Below are 15,243 nucleotides of genomic sequence, written 5' to 3' on the forward strand. Positions count from 1 at the left end.
CAATAGGCAAACGCCCAACAAAAATGGGCTGATTTTCGAAAAATAAACGTCTCTTGAAACTAAAACATTGACTTAACAGGCTTGGAAACACTCTTTTGAGACGTTATTCACATGCTTCAGCAGTCTTAAAGCATGCAAATAATCAGCCTATCTCAATGCTTTAGCCGTTGAGAAATGATAAAAAAGGGAACAAACGAAAGTAATTTGATCGCAACAACTTATGTAACAATAGTTTATGAAAGTTGCTCAAAATTAGCGTATTTGCGACCAACTTNGGTGTTGGTTGATTTTACGCGAGTTTTGAGAGGCACTTTGTAAAGAATATTCAGCATTTATTTTGCTTTCTTGCAACGTATCAACGACCAATAAAGAGGACATGGTTCTTTCATTTAAGGGCAATGTTTTTGAACAACGAATGAAACCAATGAAACCAATCAACTAAACAAGACAATGAACGCAAGCGTTCTGAGAATGAAACAAATCTATTGACATTAACATGTTGTGTTTGCTTGCAAAATTCGTTTTATTTGGTGAACGCCTGCGTTCATTGATTCCAGCCATCAGATTTGTGTCATTTGTTTGATTTGTTGTTGAAACAAAAGGCCATGATTGTTTCTGACAATAAACGATTATTTTAATTGAAAGCGACCTGTGCAGCGGATGTTTTTCTGTGTAAAAATATGAATTTTCAAGGAACGAACCGAAGGTGGAGACGAGGCGGAGAAGAAAAGAAATCGCCAGTCTCTTGTAGAAACCGGCGATGATTGACTGCCAAGTATAGATGCTAAATGAATCCTAACCGTGGCAATAGACTTATGTCTTGTGTTGCTCTATATGTACTACTTGTTGCAGCAGGGCGTCCAAGGTTTCAGTTGTTTGAAGAAATCATTTCCCTTGTCGTCTACTAAAATGAAAGCAGGGAAGTCGACAACGTCAATTTTCCAAATAGCTTCCATGCCGAGTTCGGGATATTCCACGCATTCTATGCTCTTAATAGAGTTCATCGACAGCACAGCAGCAGGACCGCCAATGCTACCCAAATAGAAACCTCCGTGCTTTTGACAAGCGTCGGTAACCACTTGTGTGCGGTTGCCTTTGGCAATCATCACCATCGAACCTCCATGATCTTGGAACTCGTCTACATAAGGGTCCATGCGGTTTGCGGTAGTAGGACCCATACTGCCACAAGGCATTCCTTCTGGAGTCTTCGCAGGACCAGCATAGAGAATAGGGTGGTTCTTGAAGTATTCGGGCAACTCTTCGCCTGCGTCGAGACGTGCTTTGAGCTTGGCATGTGCGATGTCGCGTGCCACGATGATAGTACCGTTGAGACTCACACGTGTAGATACGGGATATTTTGATAGCTCTTTGCAGATGTCTGCCATGGGTTGATTGAGGTTGATTTTCACCACATCGCCTTCACCAGCTTGACGTAATTCCTCTGGAATGAGTGAACCGGGATTTTCATCCAACTTCTCAATCCACAAACCCTCTTTGTTAATCTTGGCTTTGATGTTGCGGTCTGCCGAACAGCTGACGCCCATTCCGATGGGACACGATGCTCCATGGCGTGGCAAGCGTACCACCCGAATGTCGTGAGCCATGTATTTACCACCAAACTGAGCACCCAGTCCAATCTTGTGTGCTTCGTCTAAAAGTTCCTTCTCTAATGCTACATCGCGGAAAGCACGTCCTGTTTCGTCCCCAGAGGTGGGTAGGTTGTCATAATAATGAGTAGACGCTAACTTCACGGTGAGCAGGTTTTTCTCTGCCGAGGTGCCTCCAATGACGAATGCAATGTGGTAAGGAGGACAAGCAGCTGTACCCAATGATTTCATTTTCTCTGCCAAGAAAGGAACCAAGGTGCCAGGGTTTTGGATAATGGCTTTGGTCATTTGGTACAGATAGGTCTTGTTGGCAGAGCCGCCTCCCTTGGTAACAAACAAGAATTTGTATTCCATTCCCTCGGTTGCCTCTAAGTCAATCTGTGCAGGAAGGTTGCATCTGGTGTTCACCTCGTCGTACATATTGAGAGGTGCATTCTGTGAGTAGCGCAGGTTGTCTTGTGTGTAGGTGTTGTAAACGCCCCGAGAGATGGCTTCTTCATCGCAAAAGCCCGTCCATACCTGTTGTCCCTTTTCACCGTGTACAATAGCGGTACCCGTGTCTTGGCAAAATGGCAGTTTGCCTTTTGATGCTACTTCTGCATTGCGCAAGAAGGAGAGAGCCACATACTTGTCATTGTCTGATGCCTCAGGGTCGGTTAAAATCTTCGCTACTTGTTCGTTGTGAGTGCGGCGCAACATGAAACTCACATTGTGAATGGCTTGTTGGGTGAGCATGGTTAAAGCTTCTGGGGTTACCTTTAGCATGGGTTTGCCCTCAAATTCGCCCACCGATACGCCTTCGTTGGTCAGTAAATAGTACTCTGTGTCATCCTTGCCCATCTGAAACATGGGCGCATACTTGAAATCAGGTGTTTTTGCCATAATGTTTTTTTGTTATGTTTTATAAAGTTATTTGTTATTGCTTATTCTGTGATGTTTGTTTAGTAACCAAAGATTTCCTCGGTAGTAAGATGCTTGATGTTGCCTATCTTTTGCAGTGCTTTGACATTCAAATTCTTCTCATCTCCCAAAATAATATAATGGTATGGCTTGTGTGCCATGTGTTTTACTTCGAAATCAACAATGTCTTGCAAGGTGATGGCAGGCAAAGCGTGGTAAATCTTTTCTGCTACGTCATAGTCAATGCCTTTTTCCTTGGCATTATGATAAGCTTCGAGCACACCACTCCGAGTGATTCTGCGGCTTGCCAATTGCTTTGTAAGTCCTTGTTTTGCAATTTCAAAGGCTGCCTGACTTTGTGGAATGGTGTCTAAGATGTTATTGAACACCTTGATGCAATCCATCATTTTGTCGTTTTGAGAGATGATATAGGTTTGGGCATATTCGGGATGTCCTTTCAGTGGACTGTTGTTGTAATATGCCGATGCGCTATAAGCCAAGCCTCTTGCCTCGCGTAACTCTTGGAAGACAACGGTGTTCATGCCTCCTCCAAAGTATTCGTTGAATAGTGCTCCCACTGCTAACTGTTTCTCATCGAAGGGCTTGTTTTCGTTATGATACATCAACATATAGATGTTTTTAGCCTTATAAGGGGCTATAAATACTTGGTTCTGTGAGGTAGTACGCTCTTGATACTCTTTATTTTGTGGAGTTGGCCACTTCTTTTTGAAATGATGATACAACTTGTCGAGGTCGTTGGATAGCTGCTGCACGCTTGTTGGACCGTAATAAAGGGCGGTGTGTTCGTACTTCCGAAGCGATTGAAACAAATCGACCAAATGTTGTGGTTGCAATGCTTTCAGTTCCTTTTCGCTAACGATATTGCGGACAACATTATAAGGTCCGAATTTCACGTAGTTGATTAAGGCATTGAAGTTTTTCTTTTGATCTTGTTTGTTGTCTTGTCTTGCTTTCAATACTAACGCAACATACTGTTTATATGCCGCTGTATCGGGTTGCGCATCGGTCATCAGTTCGTTGAGAAGTTGGAGCGCTTTCGGCATATTTTCATCCAATCCAGACAGGTTAATGGTGATGTTACGTGGCTTTGCTGAAATGTGGAGACTACATGCCAACTTGTATAATTCGCGCTTGAAGTCTTTTGCCGACTTCTTCGATGTGCCTAAATAGTCGATATAGTTGCACGCCTCGTCGTACTCTTTGTTTGCTGTTGTGCCGAAATCCCATGTCAATATAAGGTTGAACAGTCCGTCCTCACTGTTGTGTTTGTAAACAATAGGTAACTTCTTCTTCGTTTTCGTGAAGGTGAGGTCGCGTTTGAAATCGAGGAACTGCGGTTGAATGGGAGTGGTATGTGTATTTCTAATGTTATTTAAGAAGGCACTACTCTCGTTGCGATTGCTTGGAATAGGCGTGATTTGTGGCTTGTCTATTTTCTTCTGTGTGGTGTCTTCGCCTTGCTTCTTGTACACACATACAAAGTTATCTTTGAAGTGTCGGTTGGCAAAAGCAATAATATCTTGCTTAGAAATCTTTGTCAATCGGTTGAGTTTGTTCACTACATCTTCCCATTTTTGCCCATTGATAAAGGCATCGGTGAACATCGAAACGCGCGAACGGTTGGATTGTAACGATTGATAATATTCGCGTTTATAGTTGTTGAGGATAGAGAGCAGCAGGTCATCGGCAAACGCTCCCTGCTTTAACTTATCAATCTCCGACAACAACAAGTGCTTCACTTCGTCCAAAGTTTGCCCTTCTTTCGGCATTCCTATGATGCAAAAGGAGCTGTAGTCGGCAAGTGGATTGATAAAAGTGCCACTCTCAAGCACTTGCATGCTTTGATTGAGGTTCAGGTCTAACAGTCCTGCGTGTCCATTGCTCAATATTTTATCCACCAAAGTGAGGGTGTCATTTTGCAGTGATGCAGCACCATCGAACTTCCATGCCATGAGTACATTCTCGGCTTCTAAGCCTACAACCGTTGTATCTACGCTGGCTTGCAAAGACGGTTGAGGTGCAAAAGTGGGGTAAGACAGTGTTTCGCTCTTCTTCCATGTGCCGAAATAGCGTTCCAAAACGGTCATCACCTCATCGGGATTCAAGTCACCTGCCATACAGATGGCAATGTTATTTGGCACATAGTAGCGTTTGAAATAGTTTTGAATGTTTACAATCGAGGGATTTTTTAGATGTCCTTGTGTGCCAATCGTGGTCTGTGTACCATAGGGATGTGTTGGAAACAGCTTGGCATTGATAGCATTCCATTCCTTTTCACCATCGTTAGCTAAGCCGATATTATACTCCTCGTACACTGCTTCCAGTTCGGTATGGAAACCTCTAACCACCATATTTTGAAAGCGGTCGGCTTGTATTCTTGCCCAATTCTCTACTTCGTTGGCAGGAATGTTCTCTACATAGCAGGTGATGTCGTTGCTCGTAAAAGCATTAGAACCCTCGGAACCAATCGATGCCATGAGCTTGTCGTACTCGTTAGGAATGTTATAAGCAGCAGCTAATTGCGATACACTGTCTATTTCATGATAAGCTTTCTTACGCTCGGTGGGGTCGGTAAGCAAACGATATTGCTCGTATCGCTCGGTAATCTCTTGGAGATAGGGGGCTTCTTTCTCGGCATTGGTAGTACCAAACTGCTTTGTTCCCTTGAACATGAGGTGTTCTAAGTAGTGTGCCAAGCCTGTTGTTTCGGCAGGATCGTTTTTACTTCCTGTCTTTACCGCAATGTAAGTTTGAATGCGTGGTTTCTCTTTGTTGACACTCAGGTAAACTTTCAGTCCATTATCGAGGGTATAAATACGGGTTTTCAAAGGGTCGCCAGCCACCGTTTTGTAGTTGTACGACTTGGCTGATGCGATGCTTGTGATGAGCAACAAAGCCAAACTGAGCGTGAATTTTGCTATTTTCATTGGGTGAGTTATTGAGTTTTTAAGTTCTTGAGTTAATGAGTTGAAGTTCTTGAGTTCTTGAGTTTCAAGTTCTTGAGTTTTGAGTTGAAGTTATTGAGTGGTTGAGTTTTTAAGTTTGTGAGTGAAAGAGTTTTTAAGTAGTTAGTTATACTTATTCTTCATAATCTACTTCGTGATCGAGCTTGTCTAAGAAATCATCCAAGACATTTTGCTCAACATCGCCCATTGCAAACTCTTTTTCAGCATCTTTCCGAATGGCAGCAATCCACTTACGACGTGCTTGGATGTAGTCTTCTCGAATGCGATCGGCATCTTGTGGGGTAATGGTGTTCAAATGATAATAGTCCAAAATGAGTTGATAAGTCCATGCCCATTGGTAATCTCGATAATGTTCGTTGATATCCTCAAAGCGTTGTAGCACGTCTTGAATAGACTCTAAGTTGCCGTTTTTGATATCCTCAATTAGGTGTTCTTCTTCAGAAACGGGCAGAAGTAATCCAGACAAGTCGGTCCATTGTCCTGTTCCCACAGTGCTGGAGGGTGGAGTTAGGTTGGCATCTCGTTTTCGCACGCGCTTCAATACGGCACCCATGTAGATGCGAAGTGCCATGTCATAATTCTCAATACCTTTTTGTAGCGAATTGGATTTGATGACATAGTTATAGTAGTTGTACAGTGCCACTTCATTGCCAGAGGCATCTTGCAGCTTTTCCAATATTTTCTTTCCTTCTATTATCTCACCCACAGAGTAAGGAGAAAGCCAGTCAAAGTTGACAATACTTTTCTGTGTGCCTTGTGGTCTTAAGTCTCGTTTGGGCCACTTTCTAATATCACGATACAAACCCACCGTGGTGATATTCCGTCCTGGTGAGAGATACATGATGTCACTATAAGCTTTGAGATAAGAGAAAGGTAGACTACTGGTATCGGGGTGGTACATCAGTTTGCCAAAACATACCGAGAACGTGCCAATGTTGGCTGGCATTAGCAGGTAAGCACCACTGGCTGTCTTGCATCCTCGTTGTAGAGTACCATAGTGCATTGGCCCCATTTTGTAAGCATGATTGCTGAAGTTCGTGGCAGAGCCTGCATTGTAAAACGAAAACATGCCACCAATGAGCAGACTACTCTTATGGTGACTGGCTGTGAACGGGCCACAGAAGGCAGCGCAGGCTTCACCATTGGACATATAACTGTTGGCAAAAAACACACTCGCTGATGCAGTAAACCCATTACTTATCTGACAGGCTTCGCCCACAAAGCAGTCTTGCATCTTCACACTGTTGATAATAGATGAGCCATAAGAGATGATAGAGTTTTCACAAATCACTCCCGTGCCGATATAAACACTGGCATTGTCCGAGCTTAGAATGGTACAATCGCTCAGTCTGGAGGCTCCATTGATTTCACATTCGTCAAAGATAACGGTATTCGACACCTCTTTCGTATTGACAATCTTCACGTTGTTACCAATCCATCCCTGTTCGGGAGCGTGTAGATTTATCTCCTCTTTGATGAGTCTTCTTATCGCCTCTTTGAGCGGTTTGTCGTGAAAATGCTTCACCATGAATGCGGCGAGCTGACTGTTGAGGTCTCTAAACAGCACCACATTGCCGTCGCCCACCTCGTTCAATACAGACACTAAGTTGCCTTCTCCATAGGTAGCCCCCTCTGAGGTTTCGAGCGTACAGACGTTCGAGATGTAGCATCGGTCACCAATGGTATAGTTGTTGATGTAGTTGCCAATGTTCTCTACCAGACTGTTGTCACCGATGGTCACATTTCGCAGCGTAGCGTTGTTGATGCCCGAATGTTTGAAAAAGTCTCTACTCACTTCTATGGTGTCATCGAAAGCACCAATGTAAACTTCTCCATACAGCATCACACGATGCATGTAATTGGGCTTGAATCCTTCGGCTACATGAATGTTCGCCCATTCCTCTGCCCAACAACTTCTTTCCTCGAGGATGCGAATCTCCTCTTCTGTCAGTTCACGGTATTCTTTCATACATTATTTATTTTATTATCATGGTTCCTTTTGCTCTTTCAGAGCGCAAGTTACATTCCCTTGTTACCCCAGGGCGTTGCCCTGGGCTGTATTCCTTTTGGGGCTTTGCCCCGTCTCTGCGCAAGCTATTTGTCCACATCGTCCGCTTATTCCTGTTTAGTTATCTATCATCAAGTGAATGTTGTTACTCCTTTCCTTTTTCATCCGTCCACTTATTCCTGTTTATTTATCTATCATCAATGTGCAGACCGTACGATATTTACGTAGGCAGAAAAGCGATAGGGGATCAATCTGAAAATATATATTGTTGGTCATATTGGATTTGATATGCTTCTAAGAAATGTTTATATTCATCTGCGAATGATAATTTTTGATGATGCTGATGTTGGTTTTTAATATAATGTATAGTCTTGTTAATTTGTGATTGACTCACTGAAAATGCTGCATATCCATGTTGCCATGAAAATTTCTGATAATGAGCGTCTATAGTTTTTATCCATTTGCTACTTTTTCTCTTGATTTCTTCCACTACATGTGCAACAGTTTCTATATTGGAAAGTGTGAATAAAATGTGTATATGATTGGAAATACCTCCAACACTCAAGACTTTGCAGTTTGTTGCTAAATCCACAAGTTTTGCTAAATATTCGTGAATACGACTTAAGTCATTTTCACGAATACAAGGACTATCGCTTTTGATATGAAAAATCAAATGTATATATATTTTACATAATGATTGTGCCATATTATTTCCATCCTTATTTTTGTAGTCCCTTTTGTCCTTTATGAGCGCAAGTTACTTGTCATAGTTTGCCGAGAGCAGAGCCCCAAACAATGTTCTCTTTGGAATTTTGTTCTATCTCCGTGCAAGATTTTCTCCACTTTCATTAGCTTATTTGTATTTCTCTTCTTTATATTATTTAGAGACATCGCTCTTTTTGTTGAATTGTTATATATTCTGCAGTGTGTTACTTGTTATATGTTCTTCTTTACTTCATTCAGTTTTTCGTCCTTCTCTGATTGTTTCTATGGCTACGATGCGGACCGAAGGTCCAGTAGGAACTTAGCCCAGGGCAGCGCCCTGGGTAGAGAGTTGCAGGGGACTGACGCTCTGAAAGAGCAAGGGGAGGCATTGGTTACATATTTATAGTTGATTCTCTTCATAATAAAAAGGTGGAGCATTGAGCCGCTGCATAGAGAGTTGAACGTTATTCTTCTATGGGATATAAAAAATCATTGTAGGGATATTTCTGTACATGGAGTTGGCGAACTTGTTGATACAACACCTCTTTGAATTCGTCTATGTTCAACTTTTTCTTGGCAGAAATGAAGAGACACTGGTCGTTGAGCCGTGCCATCCATGTTTGTTTAAGTTCATCGAGGGTGATATTCTCTGCGGTGGAAGGTGTTAAGTCGTCCGCATCTTTAGGTACCCAAGTGTAATTATCTATTTTGTTAAAGATAATCATAGAGGGCTTTTCTGCACATCCTAACTCTTTCAGCGTGTTTTCAACAACATGAATTTGCTCCTCAAAGTCGGGATGAGATATGTCAACCACATGCAGTAGCAAGTCTGCTTCTCGCACTTCGTCCAAGGTTGACTTGAAAGAATCGACCAAATCGGTGGGCAATTTCCGTATAAATCCAACGGTATCAGCCAATAGGAAGGGCAGATTTTCGACCACCACTTTACGAACGGTGGTGTCGAGTGTCGCAAATAGCTTGTTTTCTGCAAACACTTCGCTTTTGGAAAGCAAGTTCATGAGCGTTGATTTGCCTACGTTGGTGTAGCCCACCAATGCGACTCGTATCATGCGCCCACGGTTTTTGCGCTGCGTTGTCTTTTGTTTGTCAATCTGTTCTAATCGTTGTTTTAAGAGAGTGATACGTTGTAGGATAATTCGTCGGTCCATCTCTAACTGCGTCTCACCAGGTCCACGAAGTCCCACAGACCCCTTTCCGCCGCCAGAGCCTGAACCTCCGCCTTGTCGTTCCAAGTGAGTCCACAACCGTTGCAAGCGAGGAAGCATGTAGCGATATTGCGCCAACTCCACCTGTGTCTTGGCATTGGCTGTCTGAGCGCGCATGGCAAAAATGTCGAGGATGAGCGATGTGCGGTCTAAGATTTTCACATCCAACGCTTTTTCGATGTTCCTTATCTGCTTGGCGGATAGTTCATCATCAAAAATAACCATGCCCACAGGACGCTCGTTCTCTGCTTCTTCGTCAATATATTGTTTGATTTCTTCCAATTTTCCTTTACCTACATAGGTCACAGCATTAGGCCCGCCTGCCTTTTGAGTGAAACGCTTCACGGTTTCTGCCCCTGCGGTATCTGCTAAGAACTCCAATTCGTCAAGGTACTCGTTGGTTTTAGCCTCGTTTTGTTCTTGCGTGACGATACCTACCAATACCGCTGTTTCTGATTTGGCTTCGGAAATAACAAATTCTTTCATTTATATATAATGTGATTTCATGCAAAGGTACAATAAAGCCCTAAAAACACAAAATAAAACACTCATTTTTCTTTTCAAGATTGATTGCCATTCCGTCTTGGTCAAGGCATCTATTGCTTTTGTACTATTATTTTACCAAAAAACGGCTCTTGAAAATCTTCAAAATAGAAAAAAAAAATAGGCAAACGACCAACAAAATTACGCTGATTTTCAAAAAATAAACGTCTTTTCAGGCTAAAACATCGACTTAACAGGCTTGTAAACACTCTTTAGAAGGGTTATTTGCATGACTTAAGAGCATTAAAGCATGCAAATAGCAGGCTTATCTCAATGCTTTAGCTGTCAAGAAATGGTAGAAAAAGGAATGAAAAGACAACACTTAAACGTAACATTATGAATAACAACGAATTATGAACATCGCTCATAACTTGCGTATTTGCGACCAACTTTGACGTTTGTTGTTACGACGCGAGTTATGAGAGGCACTTTGTAAAGAAAATTCAGCATCTATTATCATCCTGTGCAGTTGAGCACCATTTTTGCAGATGAATACTAAAAAAACTAAAAAAGCGAAATGATTGTCGAAATTGAGGACCTCAACAAAGGTGTTTTATCAGAATAAAGTTGTATCTTTGTCATTCATTTAATACGATATAAACATGAAAACAAAAGTTATCACCTTACTATTGGTGTGTGGTATGATGTCTTTCTTTTCCGCTTCTGCTCAGAATGTGGCAGACTATCAGATTGTTCCCATGCCCAATGAGTTGTCACTCATTTCGAAGAAGCCCTTTGTGTTATCGGCTTCAACCTGTATTTACAGTCCTGCAGGAAACATGGATTTGCAGCGCAATGCCCAATACTTGTCGGCGTATATTCGTGAGACGACGGGCTTGCAACTCAATTGTGTGACGAAGAAAACCAAACAAGCGATTTCTTTAGCCATAGATTCTAAAATTAAAAACGATGAAGGATATGTGCTGTCCGTTACACCTCAAGGAGTGACGGTGGCAGGAAAAACGGCACGTGGCGTGTTCTATGGACTGCAAACCTTGCGCAAGTCGCTCCCCGTTGCGAACAACCTAACGGAAGTGATGTTGCCAGCAGTCGTTATCAAGGATGCTCCTCGTTTCGGTTATCGTGGTGGAATGTTGGACTGCGGTCGCCATTTCTTCTCCATCGACTTCGTTAAAAAATTTATTGACCTGTTGGCTTTGCACAACATGAACGTGTTTCACTGGCATTTAACCGAAGACCAGGGTTGGCGCATTGAAATCAAGAAATATCCCGAACTTACCAAGATAGGCTCTATACGCAAAGAGACAGTAGTGGGACGCAATTCAGGTGTGTGCGACGGAGTGCCTTATGGTGGTTATTACACACAGGAACAGGCGCGCGAAATTGTGAAATATGCTGCCGACCGTTACATTACTGTGATTCCCGAGATAGATATGCCTGGCCACATGCTTGCTGCCATGGCTGCTTATCCAGAGTTGGGATGCACGGGTGGTCCTTACGAAGTGGCAAAAAAATGGGGCGTGTTTGAAGACGTTTTGTGTTTGGGCAACGAGAAAACTTACCAGTTCTGTGAAGATGTCTTAGCCGAGTTGATGGATATATTCCCCTCGAAATATATCAATATAGGTGGTGACGAAGCTCCTCATGTGCGTTGGGAAAAATGTCCAAAATGCCAACGTGTCATGCAAGCACAAGGTTTGACAGCCAAGAAGTTGCAAGGCTATTTCACTAATCGTATTGAAAAATTCATCAATAGCAAAGGTCGTCGCCTCATAGGCTGGGATGAAATCTTAGATGGAGACATCAATCAAAGTGCTACTGTGATGAGTTGGCGTGGGGTAGAACCTGGTGTAAAGGCAGCCATGGCAGGTCACGATGTAGTGATGTCGCCAACTACCTATGCTTATTTCGATTATTACCAGACCGATAAGACCTTTAACGAGCCATTACTCATTGGCGGAAACCTGCCTATTGAGAAGACTTACAGCTATGAGCCATTGCCCAACGATTTACCAGCTGAGGCACGTGAGCATATCATTGGTGTACAATGTAATCTTTGGACGGAGTATATTCCTTATCCAAAGTTGGCAGAATATCAACTGTTGCCACGCATGGCAGCCATTGCAGAAATACAATGGTCGGAACATAAGAAGGACTTCCCTGAGTTTAAGAACCGTTTAACCCGCTTGACGAAGTTCTACGACTTGTATAACTATGAATATGCCAAGCACCTTTGGAATAAAAAATAATCATTCAACGAAATATTAAGAACATGAGACTTATTATTGAAGAAAATTATGATGCGCTGTCAAACTGGGCAGCAGAGCATGTTATTGAGCGCATTCGTGCGTTCAATCCTACCGCTGAGCGTCCTTTTGTGTTAGGACTTCCCACAGGCTCTTCGCCAGAGGGAATGTATGCACGGTTAGTTAAAGCCAACAAGGAGGGAAGAGTGTCGTTCAAACACGTCATCACCTTTAACATGGACGAGTATGTTGGTTTGCCCGAATCGCATCCGGAAAGCTATCACTCGTTTATGGCACGTAATCTGTTTGATCATATCGATTGCCCGAAAGAGAACATCCATATTCTCAACGGAAACGCAAAAGATTTGGAAGCTGAATGCAAAGCCTACGAAGAAAAGATTGCTGCAGTGGGTGGCATCGATTTGTTTATTGGAGGAATTGGACCAGATGGACACATTGCTTTCAATGAGCCATGTTCTTCACTTACATCGCGTACTCGTATCAAGACCCTCACCAGTGACACGATCATTGCTAACAGTAGGTTCTTTGATAACGACATCAACAAGGTGCCTAAACATGCACTGACAGTAGGTGTGGGGACCGTGATGGATGCGAAAGAAGTCATGATACTCTGCAACGGTCACCATAAGGCTCGCGCTTTGCAAGCTGTAGTTGAAGGTCCTGTTACCCATTACTGGACGATTAGCGTGTTGCAGCAACATCCTCACGGCATTATTGTGTGTGACGAGCCTGCTACAGACGAATTGCGTGTGGGAACGTACCGCTACTTTAAGGATATAGAGAAAAACAATATTTAATCAATAGGGGGCTTGTACGATTTTGTTTCGTGACAAGCCTCGTTTTTTAAGGATAGATTTATGAAATTAAATTTAAGTTCTGAGATTGTTCTCAACAAAGTACCCGTTGAATTGTATCGACCAGCAACTGCCATTGACCGCTCTGAGTTGACACGTTACGAAAAGATTGATACCGATATCTTTCCAAAAATAGAGGAAGGAGCCAGTCATATTGCCGATGCGATTGTAAAGACTGTGAAAGAAAAACAAGCTGAAGGCAAGTTTTGTGTGCTTGGCTTGGGAACGGGATTGTCGCTCACACCTATCTATAATGAGCTTATTCGTCGCCATCAAACCGATAAGGTAAGTTTTCATAATGTGATAGTGTTCAATGCGTATGAATATTTCCCTATCACTGCAGATACGCAGAACAGTTGTATGAAGCAGTTAGGCGATCGCTTCTTAAACCATGTTGACATCGACCCAAAGAATGTCTTTAGTCTCGATGGGAGCATCTCGCAGGAAGATGTACAGAGCCATTGTCGCCTTTTCGAAGAGCGCATGCAAACCTTTGGAGGCATTGACATCATGCTCTTAGGCATTGGACGTTCGGGCAACATCGCTACTAACGAGCCTGGTTCTACGTTGACATCTACCTCACGCATCATCTTGGTAGACGAGGTGTCACGCAAAGAAATGGCATTGAGCTTTGGTAATAATGAGTCAGTTCCTCCTTGTTCTATCACCATGGGTATCGCTACAATATTGAAAGCCAAAAAGATATTCTTGGTAGCATGGGGAGAAGAGAAGGCAGAGATGATTCAAAAGGCGGTTGAGGAGAACATAACGGATACCATTCCAGCTTCTTTTCTGCAAACACATAATAATGTTCATGTGGTCATCGACCTGTCTGCTGCCAGCAGACTCACACGCATTGTGCATCCATGGCTGGTAAAGTCGTGTGAATGGACGGATAAGTTGGTGCGCTCAGCCTTGGTATGGTTGTGTCAATTAACGAAGAAACCTATCCTGAAGCTCACCAATAAGGATTACAATGACCACGGATTGAGCGAATTGTTGGCGCTCTATGGTTCGGCATACAATGCCAACATCAAGATTTTTAACGATTTGCAACATACCATTACAGGATGGCCAGGTGGCAAACCGAATGCTGACGACACTTATCGCCCCGAACGTGCGAAGCCGTTCCCCAAGCGAGTAATTGTCTTTTCACCGCACCCTGACGATGATGTCATCTCCATGGGAGGCACCTTGCGACGTTTGGTTCAGCAGGGACACGACGTACATGTGGCTTATGAGACGAGTGGTAACATTGCTGTGGGCGACGAAGAGGTGACACGTTTCATGCACTTCATCAATGGATTCAACCAGTTGTTTGGCTCTGAAAAAGATGAAGTCATCAAGAATAAGTACAAGGAAATCAAGGAGTTCTTGTCACAAAAGAAGGAAGGTGATATTGATACATTGGACGTACGAACCATTAAAGGATTGATTCGTCGTGGAGAAGCGCGTACCGCCAACACGTATAATGGGGTTCCTTTGGATCATGTTCACTTCTTGGACTTGCCTTTCTACGAATCGGGTAAGATAGAAAAGTTGCCTATGACAGAGAAGGATGTGCAGATTGTACGTGATTTGATTACGCAAGTGAAGCCACATCAGATTTATGTCGCTGGAGATTTGGCTGATCCTCACGGTACTCATAGAAAGTGTACAGATGCTGTATTGGCAGCACTCGATTTGGAAAAAGAAGCTGGTGCAGAGTGGCTCAAAGACTGTCGTGTGTGGATGTATCGTGGAGCTTGGGCAGAATGGGAAATTGAAAACATAGAGATGTGTGTTCCTATGAGTCCTGAAGAGTTGCGTGCTAAACGCAATAGTATCCTCAAACACCAGAGTCAAATGGAAAGTGCACCGTTCTTGGGCAACGATGAGCGATTGTTCTGGCAGCGTTCTGAAGACCGCAACCATGCCACGGCGGCACTTTATGACAGTTTAGGCTTGGCTTGCTACGAGGCGATGGAAGCCTTTGTAGAATATAAGGTGTAATGCACGGAAGGATTCTTGATAAGAACTGCTTGACAGTCTCTTACCATTTAACGTAAAGTTCAACACGCTCTATCTCTTCTTTTGTAGAAAGATGGGGCGTGTTTTTTGTGGATTAGCGAAAAAAAAGAACATAAAAAATTGCAAATATCATTATAAATTGTTACTTTTACAGCATCATTAAAACTCAATAGAT

General features: G+C 42.9%; 8 protein-coding genes. 3 read left to right on the forward strand and 5 right to left on the reverse strand.

Going from position 1 to position 15,243, the window contains the following annotated elements:
- Nucleotides 1-839 precede the first annotated feature (839 nt).
- From HMPREF9304_RS08070 to hflX, 5 genes are all read right to left on the reverse strand, one after another.
- Nucleotides 840-2,489 carry a fumarate hydratase gene (locus HMPREF9304_RS08070; protein ID WP_036928131.1) on the reverse strand — a complete coding sequence of 550 codons (1,650 nt, stop codon included), beginning with the start codon at nt 2,487-2,489 and terminating at the stop codon, nt 840-842.
- Nucleotides 2,490-2,548: 59 nt separating this feature from the next.
- Nucleotides 2,549-5,455, reverse strand: a complete 2,907-nt coding sequence (locus HMPREF9304_RS08075) for a M16 family metallopeptidase (RefSeq protein WP_036928133.1) — start codon at nt 5,453-5,455, stop codon at nt 2,549-2,551.
- Between the two features lie 151 nt (nt 5,456-5,606).
- Nucleotides 5,607-7,463: a DUF4954 family protein gene (locus HMPREF9304_RS08080; protein WP_036928135.1), complete on the reverse strand. Its 1,857-nt coding sequence runs from the start codon at nt 7,461-7,463 to the stop codon at nt 5,607-5,609.
- A 286-nt stretch (nt 7,464-7,749) separates the two neighbouring features.
- Nucleotides 7,750-8,208, reverse strand: a complete 459-nt coding sequence (locus HMPREF9304_RS08085) for a transposase (RefSeq protein WP_036928137.1) — start codon at nt 8,206-8,208, stop codon at nt 7,750-7,752.
- Nucleotides 8,209-8,671: 463 nt separating this feature from the next.
- On the reverse strand, nt 8,672-9,919 hold the full coding sequence (gene hflX / locus HMPREF9304_RS08090; RefSeq protein ID WP_025072532.1) for a GTPase HflX: 1,248 nt from the start codon (nt 9,917-9,919) through the stop codon (nt 8,672-8,674).
- Nucleotides 9,920-10,578: 659 nt separating this feature from the next.
- Between hflX and HMPREF9304_RS08095 the strand changes: the two genes are divergently transcribed.
- Genes HMPREF9304_RS08095 through HMPREF9304_RS08105 form a run of 3 tightly spaced genes read left to right on the forward strand, consistent with a single transcriptional unit; the run spans nt 10,579 to nt 15,050 of the window.
- Nucleotides 10,579-12,186 (forward strand): beta-N-acetylhexosaminidase, encoded by a 1,608-nt coding sequence (locus HMPREF9304_RS08095; protein ID WP_036928138.1) that lies wholly within the window; start codon nt 10,579-10,581, stop codon nt 12,184-12,186.
- Between the two features lie 23 nt (nt 12,187-12,209).
- Nucleotides 12,210-13,001, forward strand: coding sequence for a glucosamine-6-phosphate deaminase (gene nagB / locus HMPREF9304_RS08100; RefSeq protein WP_036928139.1), 792 nt, complete (start codon nt 12,210-12,212; stop codon nt 12,999-13,001).
- Nucleotides 13,002-13,061: 60 nt separating this feature from the next.
- Nucleotides 13,062-15,050, forward strand: coding sequence for a glucosamine-6-phosphate deaminase (locus tag HMPREF9304_RS08105; RefSeq protein WP_036928140.1), 1,989 nt, complete (start codon nt 13,062-13,064; stop codon nt 15,048-15,050).
- Nucleotides 15,051-15,243: the final 193 nt, after the last annotated feature.

It is taken from the genome of Hoylesella timonensis S9-PR14 (genome assembly GCF_000762405.1).
Classification (GTDB): domain Bacteria; phylum Bacteroidota; class Bacteroidia; order Bacteroidales; family Bacteroidaceae; genus Prevotella; species Prevotella timonensis_A.

Bases quoted from the DNA above. Each gene is read 5' to 3' on its own strand.
- HMPREF9304_RS08070 (WP_036928131.1), bottom strand. From the start codon at position 2,489: ATGGCAAAAACACCTGATTTCAAGTATGCGCCCATGTTTCAGATGGGC.
- HMPREF9304_RS08075 (WP_036928133.1), bottom strand. From the start codon at position 5,455: ATGAAAATAGCAAAATTCACGCTCAGTTTGGCTTTGTTGCTCATCACA.
- HMPREF9304_RS08080 (WP_036928135.1), bottom strand. From the start codon at position 7,463: ATGAAAGAATACCGTGAACTGACAGAAGAGGAGATTCGCATCCTCGAG.
- HMPREF9304_RS08085 (WP_036928137.1), bottom strand. From the start codon at position 8,208: ATGGCACAATCATTATGTAAAATATATATACATTTGATTTTTCATATC.
- hflX (WP_025072532.1), bottom strand. From the start codon at position 9,919: ATGAAAGAATTTGTTATTTCCGAAGCCAAATCAGAAACAGCGGTATTG.
- HMPREF9304_RS08095 (WP_036928138.1), top strand. From the start codon at position 10,579: ATGAAAACAAAAGTTATCACCTTACTATTGGTGTGTGGTATGATGTCT.
- nagB (WP_036928139.1), top strand. From the start codon at position 12,210: ATGAGACTTATTATTGAAGAAAATTATGATGCGCTGTCAAACTGGGCA.
- HMPREF9304_RS08105 (WP_036928140.1), top strand. From the start codon at position 13,062: ATGAAATTAAATTTAAGTTCTGAGATTGTTCTCAACAAAGTACCCGTT.